General features: G+C 39.0%; 18 protein-coding genes. 13 read left to right on the top strand and 5 right to left on the bottom strand.

The features are described 5' to 3' along the window. Positions 1 to 525: 525 nt before the first annotated feature. Positions 526 to 1,647: a Gfo/Idh/MocA family protein gene (locus tag MMU07_RS01390; protein ID WP_241124041.1), complete on the bottom strand. Its 1,122-nt coding sequence runs from the start codon at positions 1,645 to 1,647 to the stop codon at positions 526 to 528. Positions 1,648 to 1,967: 320 nt separating this feature from the next. On the opposite strand from MMU07_RS01390, the gene MMU07_RS01385 reads away from it, so the two are divergent. The 6 genes from MMU07_RS01385 to MMU07_RS01360 all read left to right on the top strand — a co-directional run bounded on the left by MMU07_RS01385 (position 1,968) and on the right by MMU07_RS01360 (position 9,578). Then, positions 1,968 to 2,585 carry a TetR/AcrR family transcriptional regulator gene (locus MMU07_RS01385; RefSeq protein WP_241124040.1) on the top strand — a complete coding sequence of 206 codons (618 nt, stop codon included), beginning with the start codon at positions 1,968 to 1,970 and terminating at the stop codon, positions 2,583 to 2,585. A 54-nt stretch (positions 2,586 to 2,639) separates the two neighbouring features. Further along, positions 2,640 to 3,995 carry a TolC family protein gene (locus tag MMU07_RS01380; protein WP_241124039.1) on the top strand — a complete coding sequence of 452 codons (1,356 nt, stop codon included), beginning with the start codon at positions 2,640 to 2,642 and terminating at the stop codon, positions 3,993 to 3,995. 7 nt (positions 3,996 to 4,002) lie between these two features. Further along, complete coding sequence (locus MMU07_RS01375) at positions 4,003 to 5,058, top strand: efflux RND transporter periplasmic adaptor subunit (protein WP_241124038.1); 1,056 nt, start codon at positions 4,003 to 4,005, stop codon at positions 5,056 to 5,058. 1 nt (position 5,059) lies between these two features. Next, positions 5,060 to 8,098, top strand: a complete 3,039-nt coding sequence (locus MMU07_RS01370; protein ID WP_241124037.1) for an efflux RND transporter permease subunit — start codon at positions 5,060 to 5,062, stop codon at positions 8,096 to 8,098. 137 nt (positions 8,099 to 8,235) lie between these two features. Continuing rightward, positions 8,236 to 8,469, top strand: a complete 234-nt coding sequence (locus MMU07_RS01365) for an acyl carrier protein (RefSeq protein ID WP_241124036.1) — start codon at positions 8,236 to 8,238, stop codon at positions 8,467 to 8,469. A gap of 29 nt (positions 8,470 to 8,498) precedes the next feature. Then, positions 8,499 to 9,578, top strand: a complete 1,080-nt coding sequence (locus MMU07_RS01360) for an MBL fold metallo-hydrolase (RefSeq protein ID WP_241124035.1) — start codon at positions 8,499 to 8,501, stop codon at positions 9,576 to 9,578. A gap of 1,176 nt (positions 9,579 to 10,754) precedes the next feature. Here the strand turns inward: MMU07_RS01360 and MMU07_RS01355 are convergent. Next, complete coding sequence (locus MMU07_RS01355; RefSeq protein WP_241124034.1) at positions 10,755 to 12,605, bottom strand: SLC13 family permease; 1,851 nt, start codon at positions 12,603 to 12,605, stop codon at positions 10,755 to 10,757. 838 nt (positions 12,606 to 13,443) lie between these two features. Between MMU07_RS01355 and MMU07_RS01350 the strand changes: the two genes are divergently transcribed. Then, on the top strand, positions 13,444 to 13,860 hold the full coding sequence (locus tag MMU07_RS01350) for a response regulator (RefSeq protein WP_241124033.1): 417 nt from the start codon (positions 13,444 to 13,446) through the stop codon (positions 13,858 to 13,860). A gap of 116 nt (positions 13,861 to 13,976) precedes the next feature. Here MMU07_RS01350 and MMU07_RS01345 read toward each other — a convergent pair whose 3' ends face one another. Together MMU07_RS01345 and MMU07_RS01340 are read right to left on the bottom strand one after the other, a co-directional pair. Next, entirely contained in the window at positions 13,977 to 14,417 is a 441-nt protein-coding gene (locus tag MMU07_RS01345) for a nuclear transport factor 2 family protein (protein WP_241124032.1), read from the bottom strand. A gap of 269 nt (positions 14,418 to 14,686) precedes the next feature. Continuing rightward, positions 14,687 to 16,438 carry an ABC transporter ATP-binding protein gene (locus MMU07_RS01340; RefSeq protein ID WP_241124031.1) on the bottom strand — a complete coding sequence of 584 codons (1,752 nt, stop codon included), beginning with the start codon at positions 16,436 to 16,438 and terminating at the stop codon, positions 14,687 to 14,689. 99 nt (positions 16,439 to 16,537) lie between these two features. Here MMU07_RS01340 and MMU07_RS01335 point away from each other — a divergent pair, with 99 nt between their 5' ends. The 6 genes from MMU07_RS01335 (at position 16,538) to MMU07_RS01310 (ending at position 22,014) form a co-directional block, all read left to right on the top strand. Then, positions 16,538 to 16,834 (top strand): hypothetical protein, encoded by a 297-nt coding sequence (locus tag MMU07_RS01335; protein ID WP_241124030.1) that lies wholly within the window; start codon positions 16,538 to 16,540, stop codon positions 16,832 to 16,834. Beyond that, complete coding sequence (locus MMU07_RS01330; RefSeq protein WP_241124029.1) at positions 16,819 to 17,220, top strand: type II toxin-antitoxin system VapC family toxin; 402 nt, start codon at positions 16,819 to 16,821, stop codon at positions 17,218 to 17,220. The genes MMU07_RS01335 and MMU07_RS01330 overlap by 16 nt, the downstream gene beginning before the upstream one ends. An 11-nt stretch (positions 17,221 to 17,231) precedes the next feature. Continuing rightward, positions 17,232 to 18,503, top strand: a complete 1,272-nt coding sequence (locus tag MMU07_RS01325) for a neutral/alkaline non-lysosomal ceramidase N-terminal domain-containing protein (protein WP_241124028.1) — start codon at positions 17,232 to 17,234, stop codon at positions 18,501 to 18,503. A 1-nt stretch (position 18,504) separates the two neighbouring features. Continuing rightward, positions 18,505 to 19,041, top strand: a complete 537-nt coding sequence (locus tag MMU07_RS01320; RefSeq protein ID WP_241124027.1) for a DinB family protein — start codon at positions 18,505 to 18,507, stop codon at positions 19,039 to 19,041. A 279-nt stretch (positions 19,042 to 19,320) separates the two neighbouring features. Then, entirely contained in the window at positions 19,321 to 19,887 is a 567-nt protein-coding gene (locus MMU07_RS01315) for a sugar O-acetyltransferase (RefSeq protein WP_241124026.1), read from the top strand. A 348-nt stretch (positions 19,888 to 20,235) separates the two neighbouring features. Beyond that, entirely contained in the window at positions 20,236 to 22,014 is a 1,779-nt protein-coding gene (locus MMU07_RS01310) for an acyl-CoA dehydrogenase (RefSeq protein WP_241124217.1), read from the top strand. A gap of 89 nt (positions 22,015 to 22,103) precedes the next feature. Here the strand turns inward: MMU07_RS01310 and MMU07_RS01305 are convergent, their stop codons facing one another. Next, positions 22,104 to 22,922 carry a KilA-N domain-containing protein gene (locus tag MMU07_RS01305; RefSeq protein ID WP_241124025.1) on the bottom strand — a complete coding sequence of 273 codons (819 nt, stop codon included), beginning with the start codon at positions 22,920 to 22,922 and terminating at the stop codon, positions 22,104 to 22,106. Positions 22,923 to 23,111 lie beyond the last annotated feature (189 nt).

Here is a 23,111-nt window from a genome sequence, read left to right as displayed (position 1 = left end):
TCCACACAAAAGTGGTCTTAGCAAATAAACAGTAGCTGTTTCATTTTGGGCATTTATTTGAAACCGAACTGCAGATAACACAACGGATAAACAATAAATAATCTTCTTATAACATTATAAATTTGAATCAAACTTAAATAGAAGTAATCTGAAAAAAAACGGTGTTTCTGATTAATAATTTACCATTTTTCTAAGAAAAAATCCTTTTGGAATTTCATGTTCCAAAAGCCTAATATGAGTAGGAAATAATTGTTTTTATAAAGTTGGAAAATTAATGTATTTAATTGATTGTCAATTTTTTAATTATTTTGAAAATAAAATTGTAATTCATTTTCAAAATGATGTCGATTTAATTTTTCAATGGAAAAAGTTTGAAATTTTAATTCTTTCTGAAAATTAATTTTAACTGATCTTTAAAGGTTATTTAAAGCCTAAAAAATTGAGAAAGTATTTGATCAAAAAAGCCTGTGAAACTCCATGATTTCAAGCACGGAATTTCACAGGCAAATGATTTTTAAGGGCCAATTACAGTTTTAAAGGAACCCTTGCTCCACTTTTTGCCGCCTCAAAAATAGCGTCAATGATCTTCATATCCTTGACTCCTTCCTCACCATCCACAGGTATAATCGGTGCTTTACCATCGAAGATTATCATCGCCATTTGGTCCATTTGTGTGGTCTGATGGGTGACATGGGGCAGATCAAGGCGACCCTTGTTAGTCCAGCTTTTGATGGGGCCATATCCAGTGGAAGGCTGCATTTCGGCAAATCCTTTTTCTCCCACTAAGAAAAATTTATCCAGATAGCTTACTGCATAAGTGGACAGGCAGGAGGCCATTGCTCCGCTTGGGAAACCCATTTGAAAAGTAATGGTCTCATCTACCCCTTCCTTAAATTTTACAGGATCTGTTTTCTCTTCCTGCGCAGTGACCCAGACAGGTTCTTCCCCTATCATATACCTTGAGCCATTGATGGCATAAATTCCGATATCCATCATTGCGCCGCCTCCTGCCAAAGCTTTATTTAACCTCCATTGGGTAGGATCTCCTATCTTGAAACCACTGAGACCTTGGAAGAATTTGATGGTTCCAAACTCCCCTTCCCTTCGCAACTTGACAACTTCAAGCGTGTTGGCTTCAAAATGCATCCTGTAACCGATCAAAAGTTTTACTCCGGCTTTCTTGCATGCATCAACCATTTCCTGACCTTCTTTGGCATTGATGGCCATGGGTTTTTCACAGATGACGTGCTTGCCCGCTGCCGCTACGCGGAGACATTGCCCATGATGTAGCGCATTGGGAGTAATGATATAGACCGCATCTATGTCCGGGTTATTCTTGATAGCATCGAAGTTTTCATAATTGTAACAGTTCTTGTCAGGAATGTTGTACCTGGATTGCCAGTCTTTAACCTTAGATGGCGTTCCACTTATTACTCCGGTGATTTTGGCTCGCTTGCAGTCTTTCATAGCTTCTGCCACACGGTTGCCATAGCTACCAAGCCCCATGATTGCCACTTTGAGCACAAGACCCTCTTGCACTTCGTCAAAGAAGTACTGAGTTTCTAGTTTGGGTGTAAAACCAAAAGCGAGAGGCAACATCCCAGCGCCGACAGTCAGTTTTTGTAAAAAGTCTCTTCTTGATTTCATGGTTATCTAAGGTTTTGGATTGTGAGTTTTTTGATGGATAAAATTGGATTTGGGACCTAAAAGACTTTAATGAATTTTGCATAAAGAACTTTCGCAACCCATTTCAATTTAAAGTAAAAAAAAGTAAATTGAAAATTGGAAGGTGTATTAAATGGAATAGACTAAATAGATCATATATAGGCAAATATTCTATTACCAAAACTAAGAAAACTGATACCTTATGACCTTACCATTGTCCTCATTGAAATTTGAAAAAAAATAAAATAAGTTATTTGTCATTAAACACTGTTCAATTATATTTGTATGTGTAAAAATTTATCATGGGTGTAGCTGAGAGAAAAATACGTGAAAAAGAAGAACTGAAGGATCAAATCCTAAAAGCTGCAAAAAGGCTTTTTATAGAAAGAGGTTTCGAAAAAACTTCTATCCGAAACATAGCCGATGAGATTGAATACAGTCCGGGAATTATCTACCATTATTTTCAGGACAAAAATGAAATCTTTCATGCCTTGCATCAGGAAGGGTTTCAGGAATTGAGAAAAAGAATGGAAATTCTTGGTGCTGTAGATGACCCCATGAGTCGATTAAAGGCAATGGGTAAAATATACATACAATTTGCCTTAGAAAATAGCGATATGTATGACCTGATGTTCATCATTGAAGCACCGATAGACTTTGTAGAAAAAAGGGATGACCAATGTTGGATTGAAGGGGACTCTACATTTAATCAATTGAGATCGACTGTACATCAATGTATGCAAAAGGGCCATTTTAAAGGACATAAATTAGAGGCACTCTCATTTATGATTTGGTCAACAGTCCATGGTATGGTGTCTCTGAAAATCAGAAAAAGGGTGATTGTTCTTAATGCTGCCGAGATCGATCAAATCGTAGAAAACAGTTATCATTCGTTTTTGTTGATTCTAGACAATTGCTGATATTTTTTTAATCTTATATTAAACAGTGTTCATTAAATTAACATTAAAATAAAAATGGAAAATTTCCACAAAAAAATTTTGATACTGTCCCTGGTATTCTTTGGAATATTAGAAAAATCTCCGGGACAATCTGTTCTAGCAGGTTACCTAGAGGAAGGGATGCAAAACAATCTTGTACTGAAAGACAAGAGCATATCCCTGGATCAAAGCCTTTTGGCATTGAAGGATGCCAAAAGCCTCTTTCTTCCCTCTGTTGATTTTGCCGCCAACTACACCCTTGCCAATGGTGGACGAGCCATTATTTTGCCTCTTGGAGATTTGCTGAACGGTGTCTATTCCTCCTTAAATACACTACAGAATCGTCAGACCTTCCCACAACTTGAAAATATAGAGGAACAATTTTTACCCAATAATTTTTACGACGCCCGCCTTAGGGTCTCCTATCCTATCATCAACCCGGATCTTCGATACAACAGACAGATTCGCGAACAGGGTGTCAAAATAGAGGAATACGAAATAGAAATTTACAAAGCAGAGCTTGCCCGAAACATCAAACAGGCATATTATAAGTATTGCCTTGCCTATACTGCAAAGCAGATATTGATAGAATCAAAGATCTTGGTAGAGCAGAATCTAAAGGACAACAAATCACTTTTTGCCAATGGTAAAGGCTTGCATGCGCAGGTATTAAGGGCAGAAAGTGAGGTAGAAAACATCAATTCCCAACTCATTGAAGCTGAAAACAGGAGAAAAAATGCAGCCTACTACGTTAATTTTTTGATCAACAGACCGATAGAAAGTGAAGTGGTTTTTGAAACTCAAGCCATCTCAGAAAGTGAAATTAAGGGATTGATGGAGGATGAGAATTTTACTGATCGGGCAGAAGTGCAGAAAATAAAAACAGCCGTAACGATTCAGGAAACTGTATTGAAGATGAACCAAAAATTTGCCATCCCAAGACTAAACACTTTTGCTGACCTTGGAATGCAGGGATTTGACTTTGACTTTACAGGACAAAGCCGCTACATCCTGTTTGGAATCAATATGGCAGTTCCGGTATTTCAGGGAGGTAGAAACAAAAACCAGATCACCCGTACCCAAAATGAACTGAAATCGATTTCCAATCAGGCCGATCTATTGGACGATTCGATTGAAATGGCTATCAGAGCTTCAAAAAACAATATCCAAGCAGCACAGGCTGCCAAATACTCCGCCGAACAAAACCTACGGTCTGCATCTGCTTACCTGAGACTGATTGACCGAGGATACAAGGAAGGAACCAATTCACTTATAGAATTTATTGATGCAAGGAACCAATACACCTTGTCCGAATTAAAATTGACCATCGCTAACTATGGCCTTTTGGCTGCTGTCGCGGATTTAGAAAGAGAACTTCAATCATTGAATTAATACCATTATGAAATTTCCTAAAACTACTCTGATTGCAACGGTCCTAGGACTGATTATACTGCAAAGCTGCGGCAAAGCAGAAAATTCTTTGAATACAGATATTCCCGCAGGAAAGATTCCGGTAAAAATCCAGGAAATTATTCCATCTGAAGAAAAACTTGAGATAGAAGCGACAGGCCAATTTACCACTGATGATGAAACCTTCCTTTCATTTAAGACAGGTGGTATCATCGCACAGGTATTGGTAGCAGAAGGGGATTTTATCCGTAAAGGCCAACTTCTTGCATCATTGGACCTTACCGAAATCAATACTTCGGTAACTCAAGCAAAATTGGGTTTTGAAAAATCGCAAAGGGATTATGAAAGAATCCAGAGACTCTTACTTGACTCAGTAGCGACCTTAGAACAGGCCCAAAACAGTAAAACTGCACTTGATATTGCAGCACAAAGTCTGGAAGCAGCCAATTTCAACAAAGATTATTCACAAATCAGGGCTACAAGGGACGGATATGTGTTAAAAAAATTCATTAATGCCGGCCAACAGATTGCTCCGGGTTCTCCTGTATTCCAGACAAACGGATCAGGACAGGGAAGCTGGAAATTAAAAGCTTCCTTATCTGATAAAGAGTGGGTAACGGTGAGAGAAGACGATGAGGTCAGGATATCTACCGCAGTGGACTCTGAAAAGTATTTTCAAGGCAAAATAAAAAGAAAAGCAAAAGTGGCTGATCCCATGACAGGTACCTACCAAGTGGAAATAGAATTTACTGAAAAAGCGCCCGAATACCTTGCTTCAGGGATGTTTGGATATGCCAAACTATCAGTCGCAACATTGCAAACTACCTGGTTTGTGCCATATGAGGCCATTTTGGACGCAAATGCAGGAAATGGTTTTGTCTTTATAACAGAAGACGATACTACCGCCCAGAGAATCGGTATCCAAATCGGGAAAATATACTCCGATAAAGTACAGGTGACGGGAGGATTGGAAGGATTTTCAAAGCTGATCATATCAGGAAGTGCTTATCTGACTGACCAATCTTCCATCTCAATCCAAGACTGATATGCGTATTTCAAACTTTGCAGTGAAAAACTACCAGTTTACTCTGGTGATATTTCTGATGACCATAGCGGTAGGATTGACCACATTTTTAAATATGCCGAGGAGTGAGGATCCAGCTACCAATGCTCCCCAATTTCCGGTAATCATCGTGTATCCGGGCACGAGTCCTGCAGATATGGAAGAGCTCGTGGTCGACCCTCTGGAAAAAAGAATTTATGCCCTTGAAGACATCAAGCGAATCAGAACAAAAATTTCTGATGGAGTTGCTGTACTCAATGTGGAATACAAATATGAATCTGATGTCAATAACAAATACCAGGAACTTGTCCGTGAAATCAACAGCATGAGAGAAGAACTTCCTGAGGATATATACAGCATAGATATCAACAAAGTCACTCCCTCCGATGTAAACATTCTTCAGATAGGCCTGATCAGTGAAAATAGCTCTCGCGAAAACATGAAAAAGTATGCCGAGAGACTTCAGGAAGAGTTGGAAAAAGTCAATTCCCTCAAGAAAGTGGAGATTTATGGGCTTCCACAAGAAATCGTACGCGTAGATCTCCACCTTGAAAAAATGGCCCGAATGAATATTCCGGTTCAGGCAGTAGTGGGCAGCATTCAAAGCGAAATCAGCAACATCCCGGGCGGTTCGATTGAGGCCGGAAGAAAAGCTTTCAATGTGAAAACCTCCGGCGATTATAAGGATTTGGAGGAAATAGAGAATACTCAGGTCTATTCATTTCAAAACAAAAGCATAGCCTTAAAAGATATTGCCTATGTTCATTATGATTATAAGGAAAACAAGCACATCACCAGATTAAATGGATACAGAACAGTTTTTGTAACTGCCGCATTGAAAGAAGGCGGGAATATATCTCAAGTCCAAAAGGAATATCTTCCTGTATTGGAATCCTTCAAATCCAGCCTTCCCGGTAACATCGACTTGGTTTTAGCTTTTGATCAGGCTGAGTTTGTAAACAAAAGATTGGGTGGATTGGGCTTTGATTTTCTTATTGCGATCCTTTTGGTGTCAATCACACTTTTGCCTTTGGGGGGCCGAGCAGCAGCTATTGTGATGATTTCTATCCCACTTTCATTGGCCATTGGATTGGTATTGCTCGATGCCTTAGGATTTAGCCTCAACCAATTGAGCATTGTAGGTTTAGTAGTTGCACTGGGACTTTTGGTGGATGACAGCATCGTGGTGGTAGAGAATATTGAAAGATGGATAAGGGAAGGTCATTCAAGAATGGAAGCAACCCTTCTGGGAACAAAGCAGATTGGCCTGTCGGTAATAGGATGTACCATAACCTTGATCATTGCCTTTATGCCTTTGGTTTTTCTTCCTGAAGGTTCTGGGGACTTTGTGAGAAGCCTTCCCATAGCGGTAATCACAAGTGTTTTGGCCTCTATGCTGGTTTCTTTGACCATCATCCCTTTTCTTTCAAGCAGGTTATTGAAGGAACATGTCGATGGAAATCACGGCAATCTGTTTTTAAGGTCTCTTCAAAAAGCCATTTCTATAAGTTATGCCCCAGTGTTAGAAAAAGCACTAAACAAACCGGTTCAAACTTTGATCCTTTCATTTGTTGTTTTTGGAGCATCTTTGACCTTGTTTCCCATAATTGGATTTAGCCTTTTCCCTGCCTCAGAAAAACCCCAGTTTCTGATAAATATAATTACACCTATCCAAACCAAAATTGGTGAGACCGATGCCGTCACTAAGAAAGTAGAGTCAGCTTTAAGAGAAATTTCGGAAATTAAGTTTTTTTCTACCAATGTAGGCAAGGGAAATCCTCGGATATATTACAATGTCATTCCTGAAAATGAAAGAACTGATTTTGCCCAAATCTTTGTCCAATTGGATCCTGATGCATCTGCAAGTGAGAAAAGCAAAATCACAGAAAGTCTGAGGACGAGATTTAGATCTTTTACTGGTGCCAAAATCGAGGTTAAAAACTTTGAACAAGGACCTCCTGTCACTGCACCTGTGGAAGTAAGGCTAACTGGTGAAAACCTCGACAGCCTACGTAATATTGCCGCAAGAGTAGAAAAATTAATCATGGATACCCGGGGCACCCTTTATGTCAATAATCCTGTTGGAAACCTCAAAACCGATATCAAAGTCGCCATCCATAAAGAAAAAGCAAGGTCTTTGGGGGTAAATATTCTGGAAATCGACAGGACAGTAAGGTTGGCAGTTGCCGGATTAAAAATAGGTTCTTATTCTGATGACAAGGGGGAGCAAAAAGAAATCATTGTTACGAGCCCGAAAGAAGAAAGAGCATCATTGGCAAGTTTTGATAGATTATTTATCAATAACAACCAAGGAGCTGCAATTCCCATTGAACAGATCGCCGACCTTGAATTCGAAAGTTCACCATTATTTATCAACCATTACAACAAAAACCGCACAGTTTCCGTCACGGCATTTGTACAGGAAGGATACCTTACTGACAGGGTTATCAGTGATGTTGCCAAAAAAGTAGGACAATTGGAATTGCCTGAAGGATATTCCTTCAGGATGGCGGGAGAAATGGAGACAAGAGAAGAGTCATTTGGCGGTTTTCAAACAGTAATCATTGTAACTGTGTTTATGTTTATTGCTGTTTTAATTTTACTCTTCAAAACCTTTAAGAGTACTATCATCGTATTATCCGTAATTCCTTTGGGAATGGTTGGGGCTTTAATCGCATTATGGTTAACAGGCAACTCTTTATCCTTCGTAGCGATCATCGGTTTGATTGCCCTTGCAGGAATAGAAGTTAAGAATTCCATCCTATTAGTTGATTTCACCAATCAACTCAGGGAAGAAGGAAAATCTCTTGATACAGCCATAAGGGAGGCAGGAGAGATAAGGTTTTTACCAATTGTATTGACCACGCTGACTGCTATAGGTGGATTATTGCCGATTGCTTGGTCAACAAACCCCTTGATTTCACCTTTGGCAATAGTACTTATAGGAGGATTGGTCAGTTCTACCCTCCTATCTAGGATTGTTACTCCGGTAGTATATAAATTACTTCCTCCAAGAATCTAGTATCAGTGATCATTTTCAAAACAGCATTAATTCATCAGGTTAAATAATGCAGGTTTACAAAACGAACAGGGCTTTGGAAATTTCGCAAAACATAAAAAGAAAACTAAACCAATTATTATTCAAAATCACTATTTACCATGAACAAAATAGCAAACATGAAAAAAGCCATAGGAATATTCCGTAGCTATGGTATTCCACTATCCGGAAAGAATAAATCTGCTAATTTTTACAAAGAGCTTAGAATGGATAGGGTATTTGTAGATGGCCTTATTTTCGAACTTGAACTTGAGCTCAACAAAATTCTGGAAGAAGAAAAAATCGCCCGTGTTGAAACCCCGTCGGATTTGCTTCATGAACTATTGGCTGCATAAACTTTCGACGTTTTTGCAATTCCATACCAATGAAAAACAAGTCTTATCTGTACATCCTCTTGGTCCCCGTAATTTTCTTTTTGATGAAAAATGGGGATGAAAACAAAACAACGTTGAAGTTCACCTCCAATCCTGAACTAGTTACCATACAACCTGATCAGGATTGGAAGGGGAATCCATTGGATGAAAAAGGAAGATTTGTCAATTTATACCATCCATTTGAATCAAATCTTGGAGATTTGTTAAAGTGGCAGATGAGTAAAAACCCTCAAAAAGAGGAAAAAAAATCAGAAATCAGGAGATTACCGGTAGATTTTGATTCAATAGTTTTTGATGGACAAGAAGATTACCTTATATGGCTCGGCCATGCCACATACCTGATGAGAATCCATGGTAAAGTATTCCTTACCGATCCCCTACTTATTGACAATACATTTTTGAAAAGGGAAAGTTCCCTTCCTTTTCCTTTAGAAAAAATGCCAAAATTGGATTATATCCTTTTGTCCCATAACCACCGAGACCATTGTGATGAAAATTCCATAAAATACATTGCTAAAGTCAATCCTTCTCTCAAAATTTTGACAGGATTGGGTCTGGAAAGTTTGATTAATGGTTGGACCAATGGTCATACCATTCAAGAAGCCGGTTGGTACCAGCAATATTCCCTCTTGGATAGTGGAGTTACCATTACTTATGTTCCCAGCAGACATTGGTCAAAGCGGTGGCTGACGGACGACAACAAAAGCCTTTGGGGAGGTTTTTACATTCAAAACGGGAATTACTCTATCTATTTCATGGGGGATAGCGGTAAGGGACCTCACTTTGCTGATATCAAAAAAACCCTAGGAACACCCGATTATTGTTTGATGGGTGTCGGAGCCTACAAGCCTGAATGGTTTATGCACCAAGCCCATATCAGCCCAAAAGATGCCATTGATGCCTTCAACACTTTAGAAGGAAAATTTTTTATCCCCATGCATTTTGGAACTTTCAACCTTTCTGATGAACCAAGAATGGAACCATGGGATATATTAGAATCGAATCAGAAAAAAATCAAAGGAAAATTGATTGAACCTCTAATTGGGAAGAATTTGCTAATAGACCTTTAAATTTATTTGAGGGAGCTTGAGGAGTAAATCCAGGTAATTTCATTTTCAAATTACCGATTATGTGTATCCGCTTTCTTGCACGTAGCCAAACAATAATTTGTTGGAGGAGCCATTAAACACCAGGTGAATTACCGTCCGTGGACGAGTATTCGATACAACCTCCTACAGCACTACGTGCAACACTGCGGAAACGCATATTTATGATTATAAACGGGCTTACTTGCTAATAAATAACTTTAAGTTTGCGTGCTTTCTTGCCACAAAAAATATAAACCCGGATTGAAAATCATGTATGGCTGCCGACTATAGGCTGAAGAATATGGACTGATTCTCCGCATTTCAATTCTATATTTTTGAGCTAGTGGCAAAACATCAGATAACTATAAACGACTCATACAAACAAGGTTTTTTCGGAATTATTTGTGTTTTTCCAACACGAAATACTTTCTAACGAAAATCCTTAAAACGTAAATCTTTGAAATGATTATAAGGTCTCGCGAAGAATGGCCCCTATCAGCCTTGGGGGAAAAAATCTCACTATTTTAGCCTTTTTTTAAAACAAGTTTGAGGTAGGTATACATCAAAAAAGGCCAAAAGCAGAGCAAAAAAGCTAATATTGGTTTAAATGCAGCCATGTTTGCAAGGGCAAGACTTAAGCATTTTAAGTAATTTTGGGCATTTGAGGTCTCGCAATTGAAAATATTCATTGAGGTACATGCCACCAAATTGGGCGACTACTTTCTGACCCCAGCATGGTTTGGATTAATTTGGTAGAGGGCAACCCTGAAATAGATTTGAGAGGAGAAAGATTTTCCTTTAGCATTATGCAAAACTATATCAGCATAAGCCTAGAATCTGTTGATCCCATAAAATCTTTCAAAATATTCCAAATCTTGGGATTTGAGGTTGCATTTGAATCCTAGGAAAGTGGCCGTATCACTTTAATAAATGATGTCTTCACTATCAAAGTAAAGAAACCATATTCTATTGCCCATCCATTTTTCAATCCGGGCATTACTTAATTCAAATAGGGAAAGCAATCCTGCTATCATAGCCAAAATCAGGTCGATGTGCATCCCATATTGCAAAAGAAATCATTTACTTTTACCAAGAAGGCATATTGGAGAGCTTCATTATCCTAAGTCCAGGAGGTTGGGGTTTCTTTGTCATCAATGATTAAAATGGCAAAATCAAGGGTATCAGAAAAACAGCAATGATCATCACGATGATGGTAAATGGCACTCCAATTTTTATAAAATCCCCAAAACTATAATTCCCGGGAGCTACAACCAAGGTGTTTACCGGGGAGGATACAGGAGTCATAAATGCTGAAGAAGCCGCCAAAATAACTGACATTGCAAATGGATAAGGCGAAAGCTCCAACTCATATGCCATCGCGATGGCAATAGGAGCCATCAATACAGCTGTGGCAGTATTAGAAATAAACAAGCCCAAAACTGCAGTAATAAAAAATAAAGAGCCCAATGCAATCCAGGGAGCCTTTTCCCCTACTATTGCAAGCAATCCATTCGCAGCCATTTCTACCCCTCCAGTCCTTTGTAGCGCAATTGAAAACGGCATCATGCCGACTATCAAAACCAAACTTTTCCAAGAAATTGAATTGTAAGCACTATTCATATCCAAAATGCGAAAGAAACCCATCGCGAGACATCCCAATATGACAGCATGCACATTGGGCAACAATCCGGTCACCATTATAAAAACTACAACAGTCAGAATAATGATGGCATGTGGTGCTTTGTTGGCAGCAGGGATTACTTCATCAAATTCTGATGGTAGATGAAGCAATACCAAATTGTCTTTTTCCTGACTTATCCTTTTGATATCTTCCCAAAAACCAGTTACCAAAATTGTGTCACCTACTTTTAATTTTTGGTCCAAAAATTCGTCAGTAATCGCGTGAGTGCCTCTCCAAAGACCTGTGACCGTAAGACCTGATTCAGCCCTGATCCTTGCCTCTTTTATCGTTTTTCCGACAAAAAGAGATTGGGCTGGAATAATGGCTTCTGTCATTCCGAGTTCCTGTGAGAGTGAGGTCAGGTATTTTTTGCCTGAGGAAAGCTTAATCAACTCAACTCCTAAATTCTCGCAAACTTCCTGCAATAAAGATTTATCTAATCTTACATCAAGAAGCAGTATATCTCCTACCAGGAAAGTCATTTGTTTTGAAGGCCTGATAAAAACTGCTTCCCTGCCATCTATTCTTTCTACTGCGATAAGGTGAACACTTTCCTCCAAATGATTAAATTCACTAATAAGGGATTGTAGCAAAACTGAACCTTCCAAAATCTGAACCCTGTATTCCCTAGTCTTGAGGTCATATTTTTCTATCCAATCTTTAAATGTAGGTTTTCTGTTTTTCTTGCCAAGTTTATCAGCATTGTCAGGAAGCCATTTCCTCGCGAATAGCATATACAAAATCCCAAGAAACAAAATTGAAAGTCCAAATGGCGTTATCGTAAAAAAATCAAAACCTCCTTCGCCCTGACGTATCAGCTCCGAATTTACTACCAAGTTTGGAGCCGTTGAAATCAATGTCATCATGCCACTTATCAAGGCAGCAAAACTCATTGGCATCATCAGATGACTTGGAGATATCCCTGTGGTATTGCAAATCCTGAAAACCACAGGAATAAAAATTGCTACTATTGCAGTTGAACTCATTACAGAACCAAGTCCTGCTACAGCCAACATCAATAAAACCAACAATTTAACCTCATTTCCTCCTGCTTTATTGCTAATCCAATCCCCTATATTTCTGGCAACTCCTGTTCTTACCAATCCTTCACCCAACACAAACAATACAGCAATTAAAATGATATTTGGATCACTGAATCCAATGAGCGTCTCTTCAACTGTTATTATCCCTGTAAATGGCAATGCTGCGATCATAATTACACCAACTGCATCCATCCGGGGCTTATTTTTGACAAACATGGCTACTGCTATCAGCAACAAAGCCAAAACCCATATCAACTTGATATCTAATCCTTGTTCAGTTGGCATATCAACAAAATCACCAATACCAATTTGTTGAACAGTATGGTTATATTTTCCAATTAAAACATTAAAAAATTGATTGATTGACGTCATTTCTTCCTGTGGGAAAAGTCTCTTAAGCAAAACAAATAATGCTTAAAGATAAACTATTATAAAAAAACCAACCTTCTTTTTTAATTTTTTTCCCTTACAGCTAAGCTTTATACTAGCTTTTAATTCTAAATCAGGTATTGGTGGAAAAGTTCTGAATTGAAAGATTATCCAAGTAAGATCCAAAAACCAAAAAAAAGTTGGCAGCAATTTTGCAACCAGCCTTAAAATCAATTAAAAATCATCCTAAAAAGTATTTCGCTTGATTTTAACCAGGAATCAACTGTACAGGGAATTGATTTAGATCAAATCTACAAAGTCAATTAGGATAATATTTCAAAAAAACTTAAAAAAGGATAAATATTTAAAAATATGATTTAAATATTTCTCCTTTTGGAAGGAAGGTTAAAAATGTTTGAAAGTAGCTCAACTACATTTATCCATTATTTAAAATTCTTGTTTTTACTTGAAAATTTTCAATTAATCTTGAAAAAATCGAATACAAACAAAATGAAAAAGTTTAAAAAAAGTTTAAGATGCGTTTTTATTGGGATAAAAAGCATATTAAATTCATAATATGGGTTTAAAGACAATATTTTATTTACCTGAAAATCAGTTACTTATAAAAAAATTGTACTTTTATGATATAATTGTCAAACCAATATTTCTTTTTTTAAAAAGTAATTTATTAGATTTAAAAATCAAATTAATAAATACCAAATAGCTCACCCGGAATTATATAGTTCACCCTGCTATGAATTACACAAATAAATGGAACAGAATCATTTTGGTCGATGATGATGTTGTCACAAATCATGTTCACAAAAAACTTATTAACCACTTGGGTTTTGAGGGAGAGGTGATATCTCTTCCCGACGGCAGTCAGGCAATGAATTACATAAGTTCAAACATTGAGAAGCCCCAGCCTAAAAAACGTGGTGAAAAGCAACTCGTATTATTGGACTTACATATGCCAAAGACAAATGGTTGGAATTTCTTACAACAATTCATGAAGTTTGATAAAAAAACCAAAAACAAATTTAAAATAGTGATGATCAGCAGCTCTATACATCCTGATGACATTGATCCAATCACCAAAATACCTGAAATTCAAGAGTACATCATCAAACCGATCTCAGTGGATCACATGAAAAAACTGATCTACGGATAATGCACCAAACCAATTTTAGCATTTTTTCAACAAATAGCCTCCAAAAATAAAATCCTTGATCTCTGCCGACATGGTTTCGATCAAGGATTTTTGCATTAAAAGCAAATGGCACTTAACTACAATTTATAAGCTTGCCTTGCCAACAATTTCCATCCCGATTTTTCCTTTTCCCATACCATCATATTACCAATTCTAAGATTTACCGGATCTCCTGTGGGATTTTTGCCCTTGATCACCAAAATATGGCTCACTGTGGCTGTTTTTTTGGATAATTTGATCACTTCCTTTTCTCTTTCGATTGATTGGTAGACGAGAGGTGCTTTGCTGAGTACTTCATTGACAAAACCTGATTTATCCTGGATAAGTCCACTTGAATGTCCGTATTGAAGGGCATCAGAAAGCTGGGCGTTAAGCATGTCTTTGTCAGCAGCAATCATTGCCACAACCAATCCATCTATAGCTTTGGAAACATTCTGTTCCTCAGAAGATTGAGCGGATACTTCCATCCTCGAGCCAAGGAGAAGTAGAAAGAAATAAAGTATTATCTGTTTTTTCATAATCCTAAAGTAAATGATTATCCGTTCGGAATCAATCTTGGCACATGTCTCATTATGAAGGAATTATTTAATCGGTTATTTATAAATTTGGTGAATACAAAAAGATTTTTCTCAGGGTCTTAGGACCATTGACACCTAAAAGATATTCTTCAATTAGGTAAAAAAAATCAATGCGGATTTTAATACCAAGACCTAGGACAAATCAAAAAAAAGCATTTGAAAGTTGATTTTCCTACCATCTTCCAAATGCCCCAAAAACATTTAAATGATTATATTCTAGCCTGATAGGTATAAAGCTGGTAATACCTGCCTTGCTTTGCAATCAACTCCTCATGCTGTCCTCTTTCAACGATTTTGCCCTGCTCAATCACTAAAATCTGATCTGCCTGCCTGATGGTGCTCAGCCTATGGGCAATGACAAAAGTCGTCCTGCCATGCATCAATTCCTTCAAACTCGCCTGTATCAGTGACTCGCTTTCGGTATCTAGGTTGGAAGTAGCCTCATCCAAAATCAATACCCGAGGATCGGCCAATATAGCTCTAGCAATAGCAATTCGTTGTCTCTGTCCGCCGGAAAGCTTTACGCCCCGCTCTCCTATCAAGGTATCCAATCCATCTTCAAACCTGTCAGTAAACTCGTGCACATGGGCGGCTTTGACTGCCTGTATTAATTTTTCTACTGTTGCATCAGGTCTTGGAAAAAGAATATTTTCCTTGATCGTTCCTTCAAAAAGGAAATCATCCTGCAAGACCACTCCCAATTGTGACCTGAAGCTCTCCAGGGTAATCTTTTGCATATCGACGCCATCCACAGTAATCAAGCCAGATTCCGGATTGAGAAATGAGGCTGCCAAGCCTGCTATGGTGGTTTTTCCAGAACCTGAAGTTCCTACCAGAGCTGTAACAGAGCCGGCGGGTGCATCGAATGAAATCCTCTTCAAAACCTCTTTCCCCTCATCGTAAGCAAATGAAACATCCTCAAATCTGATATCTCCCTTGATATGTGGAATCGCAAGGATTCTTTGGCCGCCGGCACTTTCCAAAGGCCTGTTCATAATCTCTTCTGTTCTGTCCAACCCAGCAAAAGCTTCTGTAAATTGGCTTCCAATATTGCTCATTTGAACAATGGGAGCTATCATAAAACCTAAATACAAAGTGAAGGCCAAGAAATCCCCAAAGGTCATCTGTCCATCCATGATCATATAACCTCCTATCCCCATAATACCTGCAGAGGCCAAACCCAGCAAAAAAGTAGCTGCAGAAGTTACAAAACTTGTTGCTGTCAAACTCGCCTTCACATTCAAAAACAAGCGCTCGACTCCTGCTTCAAAACTTTTAATTTCTTGGGCTTCTGCATTGAAACCTTTGATAACCCGGATTCCTCCCAAGGTTTCGGTCAATCTACCTGTGACCTCAGCATTGATCTTTCCCCGTTCTCTGAAAATCGGCCTGATTTTACTGAAGGCTTTCAGTGAAATAAACCCGAAAATAATCACCGGCACCAATACATAAAGCGTCATCAATGGACTGATATAAATCAACAATCCCAAAGAAATCGCAGCGGTCAAAACCCCACCGATCATCTGTGCAAACCCTGTTCCCACAAGGTTTCTTACACCTTCGACATCTGTCATGATCCGCGACACCAACTCACCGGTTTTGGTGTTGTCAAAAAAGCGGATGGGCAGTTGGATGATGTGTTTTTGGACCTTGGATCTCAGTTGTGAAATCAAATGCTGCGCCTCCACGCTCAAAATTTGGGTGAGGGCATAAGAAGTTACTGCCTGCACCGTGATGGCTGCAACTACTATGATCACCAGCCATTTGAGCATATCAAGGTCATTGGATGGGATGACATCATCAATCAGGTATTTGCTCGCGCCGGGCAAAATCAAACCCGAAAGCCTGCTGATAATGATCAGAAAAAGCCCTAGGAAAAGTTGATTCTTGCGGGGCCAAATGATGGTTTTGAATACATGGGCCATGGTGACCCTGTTCTCTTTTGGTTTGGTTTTCGTCATGATTATGGGTTAAAAATCAGGTTTCAACAACAATGAAGGGGCGATAAGTTCTTTGTAGTAAGCTTTTAGAAAAAAGAAATTTTTCATTAAATTTAATTTATGGAAAATGATTCGAGTAAAGAGAAAAGTGAAAATCTGGTAAATGAACCTGTGGTAGAATATTCAAAATCCAACACTAGAAAGGATATCCTAGAAATATTGGATAAGGCCAATGGTTTATCTGAAAATCAAATTAACATTTTGATTGATGAATTGAAAAATATTATTCAAAATAAAGAAAAACCTTCTCACACGGAATTTCAAGAATTTTTGCTTTCAGGTCCGATTATGACCGATGCTCAGTATGCTGAATTTTTAGAGACAAAAAAACACACCAACAAATGGAGGATAAAATGATAATGTTAGACACAGGAATTTTAATTGAGTACTTTAGAAAAAAAGAAAAATCAAAATCTGTGTTTTTCAATTTAACAAAATCATATACCTCTTTTGCAGTTTCAATTTTGACTAAATATGAGATTTTCGTCGGGAGTAATGAAACTCAAATCATATTTTGGAACTCATTTTTTGATAAGATTATGGTAATTCCTTTTGATGAAAATTGTCTTCAAGAATCTGTCAAAATTTATAAGGATTTGAAATCAAAAAATAAGTTGATTGACATCGAGGATATTTTCATAAGTGGATCAGCGATAGCTTCAAAACTTAAAATTGCTACACTTAACAAAAAACATTTTGAAAGGGTAAAGAATATCGAATTGATCAGCATCCATCTACAATAAATTTTCATTCAATGACAAAGCAAAATTTAATTTTCTGTTGGGTGGGATTGTTACTTTTTGTTACCTCTTGCCAAAACAACAAAATTCCCCAACTCCAAGTCGGTGTATCCAAGGAAAACATCAACCCTCCTATTGGTTCCTTCATCGCAGGAGACAAACAAAACAGAACCTTTACAGGCGTTTTGGATAGCCTTTATGCCAAAGCTGTTGTGCTTCATGACGGTGAAAAATCAATGGCATTGGTCACCTTGGATTGCATCGGATTGCTGTTTCAGGACTTACAAAAAATCAGAGAACAAACTGCCCAAATGGAATTCGATATTCCTTTTTCTCCTGAAAATATTGTCATCAGTTCCACACATACCCATTCAGGGCCTGATGTCGTCGGGCTTTGGGGAAAAGATTTCTCAGAAAGCGGTGTCAACAAGGAATACATGGATTTTTTGATTCAGACTGTTGCCGAACAGATTCATAAAGCTTCCAAAAACCTACAGGAAAGCACCATCAGGTATGGTCAAAATGAATTTGGAGAAGATTGGGTTGCCAATATCTGTCAGGAGGAAATCGACAGGTCCGTCACGGTGTTACAGTTTCTGGACAAGAACCAAAAAAACATAGTCACCTTGACAAATTTTGCCTGTCACCCAACTTATATGGATGCTGTTTATTCAGAGGTTTCGGCTGATTACTTAGCAGGATTTTACAAAGAAATGGAAAAAAAATGGGGCGGAGAGCATCTTTTTCTCCAAGGTGCGATCGGAGGATGGATACAGCCTACCGACAAAGATGGTGGTTATCAAAAAGCCTTGCAAAGAGGGCAAGAATTGGCTTTATCAGCGACTGCTTCCCTATTGGAACCAAAAACTTTATCCAAATCCAATCTGAACTTTCGAAGTCAAACAGTCATTTTCCCGGTTATGAATGAGGCTTGGCAGCAACTTTCGGCAGCCGGAATCATTGTAGATAGAAAAGTCACCGAGGTCATCGAATCAGAAGTGGTTTGGTTTTCTATTGGGGAAGCTACATTTGCAAGCCATCCGGGTGAAACAGCGCCCATCTATGGGATGAAAACCAAAGAACTTATGCCTGAGGGCCCAAAATTTATCCTTGGATTAAGTCAGGATGCTTTGGGATATATCGTCAAACCAAGCTATTTTGAAAATCCAAACCTTCCGCATGCCCCCTATTTGACAAGAATGTCTTTAGGAAAGGAAACAGGCAATATATTGATGGAAGAACTTACCAAGCTTTCCAAGCAAAATAACACCCAACTACCCAATTGAAATGACAGCGCAGATTGAAAAATGGATTGATTCCATAGATAACATAACCCGTGAAACTATCGATATCTTCATTACACTTTCGGTAGAGGAAATGCACCTCAAACCCAATCCAGAAACCTGGAGCATAGCCGAGAACTTTGAACACCTCATTACCATTAATCGAACCTATTTTCCAATTTTTAAAAAATTGAAACACGGGAGTTTTCAGGGCGCTTTCATTTCAAAATTTCCCTATTTTTCTAATCTCTTCGGCAACTTAATTTTAAAATCAGTTTCTGATGGAGGAAAGAAAAAAGCCAAGACTTTCCCGCTTTGGGAGCCAAAAGTGACAAAGGGAGATGCGACCGTATTGGAAAGGTTTCAGAACCACCAAGAAGAACTCAAAAAATGGATAATTGAATTAGAACCGTTTTTTGAAAAAAAGACCATCATCCATTCTCCTGCCAACAAATTGATAGTCTATTCACTCGAAAAGGCAATTGACATCATCGTAGCCCATGAACAACGACACCTTGATCAGGCAAAAAAATTATTATAGGAAGGGATATATGGTAGAAACAGGCTTTGCCAAATACGCTTTCAGCTTATTAAAAAGATGGATGTACAATTGAAATATGCTTTGCGAAATACGCTTTCAGCGAAATATTAAAATGATTCAAGCGGACAATTCCAAATCCTACTCGAATCCAATATCCATTAATAACCAATATCTATAAATATCCTTTTCTACCCTATTTCCATCGTATTTCAATTTATTTCTACCATATTTCAATCTATTTCCACTCTATTTATTCTCAAATCTCACGTCTCAAATCTCATGTCTTCTTTAAAATCCGAAAAAGAAAAAATGCTTGCCGGCGAATTGTATTTTGCTTCAGATCCGGAATTGGTTGCAGAAAGACTCCATGCAAGGCAATTGACCAAGCAACTCAATGATTCTAATCCCGACGAAACGGAATTGCGGGAAAGTATTCTTGCCAAACTGATCGGTAAGAAAGGCAAGAACTTTTGGATTGAACCGCCCTTCTTTTGTGACTACGGCTATAATATCACGGCAGGCGATGACGTGTTTTTCAACTTCAACTGCATAGTTTTGGATGTGACGCCGGTAACTCTTGGAAGCAGGGTAATGATCGCCCCGAATGTCCAATTCTATGCTGCTACCCACCCCACCGATTTCAAAGAAAGAGGAACTTTGGCAGAATATGGCAAACCCATCACGGTCGGAGATGATGTTTGGATCGGTGGTTCTTCGGTAATTTGTCCGGGAGTCAGCATCGGTTCGAGGTCTATCATAGGCGCAGGATCTGTAGTCACCAAAGATATTCCCGATGATGTCATTGCCGCAGGAAATCCATGTAAAGTGATCCGGAGTTTGGTTTAAAAAGTTATTACTTCGTGTTGTCAGGCTGTCCGCTAAAGCTGTTGTCTCGCAGGTGAAAAGGTTGTCGAGTTGTCCGCTAAATCTGTTGTCAAGTCCCTCCCTAAAGCTGATGTCAAGATGCAAACGGATTTTCAAAAACTTGAAAACCTGACAAACTGGATCGTCACACTGATCCGCCGCGGCGGAGAAGTATCTCAGCAAAGAGAGATTCTTCACCTTCGCAGGCTGCGGTTCAGAATGACGGGGAAGCCGACAACAATAACAACCCGAAAACCCGACAACAACGAAAACCAGACAACATTTCCAACCACTATAACAATTACAACCATTATAACCATTAAAAAGACCATGCCCTTCTACTCCAAACGTGACCTTCAATTCCAGCTTTTCGAAAACCTACAAGTACTAGACCTGACCCGGTTCAAATACTTCGAAGACCACAGTCAGGAAACTTTCCAAATGGTTTTGGAGGCAGCCGATCAGATTGCTGTGACTTCCCTTTTTCCTTTGCTGACTGACATGGACAGGAATGAACCACAGCTTATCGGAGGGAAAATCCAAGTGCATGAAGGCATGAAAAAGATTGTCCGGCAGTTTGGGGAGGACGGTTGGATCAATGCCACCTTTAGCTATAAAGAAGGAGGACAGCAGCTTCCAAATACAATACATCAGGCGACAGGATTTATTTTTCAGGCAGCCAATTATTCAAGTTCTGTTTATCCTTTTTTGACTACAGGTGCTGCCAACCTTATCCGTACTTTTGCCAGTCAGCAGCTGATCGACACCTTCACACCAAAGATGTACAATGGTAAATGGCAGGGAACCATGGCGCTCACCGAACCGGATGCAGGTTCTTCGCTCACTGACCTCAGTACAATGGCAATTCCAACTGAGAAGAAAGGTGTTTATAAAATCCAAGGCCAAAAAATATACATTTCCTGTGGAGACCATGATGCCTGTGAAAACGTTATCCACCTTATGCTCGCCCGTATCAAAGGCGCCCCGGCCGGAGTCAAAGGGATTTCTTTGTTTGTTGTTCCCCAAAAACGAATTACGGACAATCAACCAAATGATGTGCTTACGGAAGGAATTTACCACAAGATGGGCTATAAAGGAGCACCGATAGCCCACCTGATGATCGGATCAAATGACGGTACTGAAGGTTACCTTGTCGGAGAGGCCAATAAGGGATTGTCCTACATGTTTCAGATGATGAATGAAGCTCGGGTCGGAGTCGGGATGAATGCTGCTGCCATTGGCACTGCTGCTTTCCAATCTTCCCTTGCTTATGCCAAGGAGAGGCCTCAGGGACGTAAAATCACTGAGAAAGACCCATCAAAACCACAAATCCCGATCATCGGTCATGCAGATGTGAAACGCATGCTCCTGTTCCAAAAATCGGTGACGGAAGGTGCACTTTCTCTTTTGTTGTTCTGTGCCAAATTGGGAGATCTGGTCCATGTCGCTGATGGAAATGAAAAAGAAGAAGCATCATTATTGCTTGACCTGCTGACACCTATTGCCAAATCCTACCCTTCAGAAATGTGCTGTCTGACAACATCTGCCGCGGTGCAGGTTTTAGGAGGTGCTGGTTATACGACTGACTTTCCGGTAGAACAATATTACCGAGAGGCACGCATCCATCCCATCCATGAGGGGACGACGGGGATTCATGGATTGGATCTTTTGGGAAGAAAAGTATTGATGCAGGAAGGAAAAGCCCTTCAGCTGTTTGCTGCTGAAATCATGAAAACCATAAGCTCCGCAAAAAAACGCACCAACCTGATTCCATTTGCTGAAAAACTAGAAAAATACCTCCAACGAGCGCAGCAGACGAGCTTTCATTTATTTGGGAAAGCTTCCCAAAATCCGGAAGAGTTTCTCGCAGATGCCTCGCTTTACCTGGAATACATCGGCATCCTGACCATCTCATGGCAATGGCTGGGGCAGGGAATCACCGCACAGCAAGCTTTGGATGTAGGAAGTACTGAAACTGATTTCTACAAGGGAAAACTGATGGCCATGCGGTATTTCTTCGAATACGAGCTTGTCAAAATGGATGGTCTTGGCAAAAGACTGGTTTCAGATGATAGGGTGACCATAGAGATGAAAGGGGAATGGTTTTGATTATTTCACTTTGGACTGCCCTAAGTTAAAGCATCACCCAGATAGCCAATTTAAATTTTGCTGAAGTTTATATTTTAGGTCTTTTTCTTTCATTTTAATTTCTTTATTGATTCTTGATGACCTAAAAGCGATTTCATCTGGGTGATGGCCATTTTGTTAAGTTGTAAAAGTCTGTCAATTTGGGTTATGCCCTGATGGATTAGAAGGGCGTTGGTACTTTCCATATTGGATAAAACCACCAGTTGTTCAATTGTGGCAAAATCCATGATATTTCCTTTTTCATCAGGATTTTCATCCCGCCATTGCTTAGCTGTTTTCCCAAAAAGGGCCATATTCAACACATCCCCTTCAGTGGCATAGATAAATGATGCCTGTTGTTTACTGATTTCAGTAGGAATCAGATTTTCTTTGATGGCATCTGTATGGATGTGATAATTAACTTTGGCAAGGGTCCGATGGAAGTTCCATTCAAGTTTTTGGCGGTCGCTTTCTTGTTCTTTCAGACGTTGGTACTCCTTCACTAGGAGAAGTTGGAATTTTGGACTGATCCAAATTCCAAAATGGAAAGCGATATCCTTGTGTGCGTACGTACCTCCATATCTTCCGGCTTTTGCAGTAATACCGATAGCATTGGTCAATTCGATCCAATTCTTAACCGATAGCACGAAATTGTTGCTTCCGGATGCGTTTTTAATTGTACCGAATTCGGTATAATTAAAATCAGGATTGTACAGTGCCTCCCACTCTCCTAAATATTCGATGGTGCTTTTGAGGCTCAGCCATTTTATGATTACCACTTCCTGTAATTGGCTTCTAGCCATATCCGTCAGTGAGATGAAATCGTCTTTATGTTTGGATATTATTGAAATTTCTACACCGTCAATATTTAGAATTTTACTCCTTGCCATAATCAAAAATTTTCATAAAGTGTAAAATTATCAACCGCTAAAACTTTCAGTGATAATGATTTCGGGATTCAGGGATTTTACCCTGACGATTTTCTTTTTAAATCCTTGGTCTTTCTCTCCTTTAGGAGCTGGAGGTTATTGAAATTAATTAGTTAAGATATTAGTAAACATACTGCCTTCAAATTAATT

This window comes from Cognataquiflexum nitidum (genome assembly GCF_022538055.1).
Classification (GTDB): domain Bacteria; phylum Bacteroidota; class Bacteroidia; order Cytophagales; family Cyclobacteriaceae; genus Cognataquiflexum; species Cognataquiflexum nitidum.
This window is presented reverse-complemented; position numbering and strand designations above follow the sequence as displayed.

Excerpts from the sequence above, each read along its gene's own strand:
- MMU07_RS01330 (WP_241124029.1), top strand. The coding sequence starts at position 16,819 with ATGGAGGATAAAATGATAATGTTAGACACAGGAATTTTAATTGAGTAC.
- MMU07_RS01340 (WP_241124031.1), bottom strand. The coding sequence starts at position 16,438 with ATGACGAAAACCAAACCAAAAGAGAACAGGGTCACCATGGCCCATGTA.
- MMU07_RS01325 (WP_241124028.1), top strand. The coding sequence starts at position 17,232 with ATGACAAAGCAAAATTTAATTTTCTGTTGGGTGGGATTGTTACTTTTT.
- MMU07_RS01380 (WP_241124039.1), top strand. The coding sequence starts at position 2,640 with ATGGAAAATTTCCACAAAAAAATTTTGATACTGTCCCTGGTATTCTTT.
- MMU07_RS01355 (WP_241124034.1), bottom strand. The coding sequence starts at position 12,605 with ATGCCAACTGAACAAGGATTAGATATCAAGTTGATATGGGTTTTGGCT.
- MMU07_RS01335 (WP_241124030.1), top strand. The coding sequence starts at position 16,538 with ATGGAAAATGATTCGAGTAAAGAGAAAAGTGAAAATCTGGTAAATGAA.
- MMU07_RS01385 (WP_241124040.1), top strand. The coding sequence starts at position 1,968 with ATGGGTGTAGCTGAGAGAAAAATACGTGAAAAAGAAGAACTGAAGGAT.
- MMU07_RS01370 (WP_241124037.1), top strand. The coding sequence starts at position 5,060 with ATGCGTATTTCAAACTTTGCAGTGAAAAACTACCAGTTTACTCTGGTG.
- MMU07_RS01305 (WP_241124025.1), bottom strand. The coding sequence starts at position 22,922 with ATGGCAAGGAGTAAAATTCTAAATATTGACGGTGTAGAAATTTCAATA.
- MMU07_RS01320 (WP_241124027.1), top strand. The coding sequence starts at position 18,505 with ATGACAGCGCAGATTGAAAAATGGATTGATTCCATAGATAACATAACC.
- MMU07_RS01350 (WP_241124033.1), top strand. The coding sequence starts at position 13,444 with ATGAATTACACAAATAAATGGAACAGAATCATTTTGGTCGATGATGAT.
- MMU07_RS01345 (WP_241124032.1), bottom strand. The coding sequence starts at position 14,417 with ATGAAAAAACAGATAATACTTTATTTCTTTCTACTTCTCCTTGGCTCG.
- MMU07_RS01365 (WP_241124036.1), top strand. The coding sequence starts at position 8,236 with ATGAACAAAATAGCAAACATGAAAAAAGCCATAGGAATATTCCGTAGC.
- MMU07_RS01310 (WP_241124217.1), top strand. The coding sequence starts at position 20,236 with ATGCCCTTCTACTCCAAACGTGACCTTCAATTCCAGCTTTTCGAAAAC.
- MMU07_RS01390 (WP_241124041.1), bottom strand. The coding sequence starts at position 1,647 with ATGAAATCAAGAAGAGACTTTTTACAAAAACTGACTGTCGGCGCTGGG.
- MMU07_RS01375 (WP_241124038.1), top strand. The coding sequence starts at position 4,003 with ATGAAATTTCCTAAAACTACTCTGATTGCAACGGTCCTAGGACTGATT.
- MMU07_RS01360 (WP_241124035.1), top strand. The coding sequence starts at position 8,499 with ATGAAAAACAAGTCTTATCTGTACATCCTCTTGGTCCCCGTAATTTTC.
- MMU07_RS01315 (WP_241124026.1), top strand. The coding sequence starts at position 19,321 with ATGTCTTCTTTAAAATCCGAAAAAGAAAAAATGCTTGCCGGCGAATTG.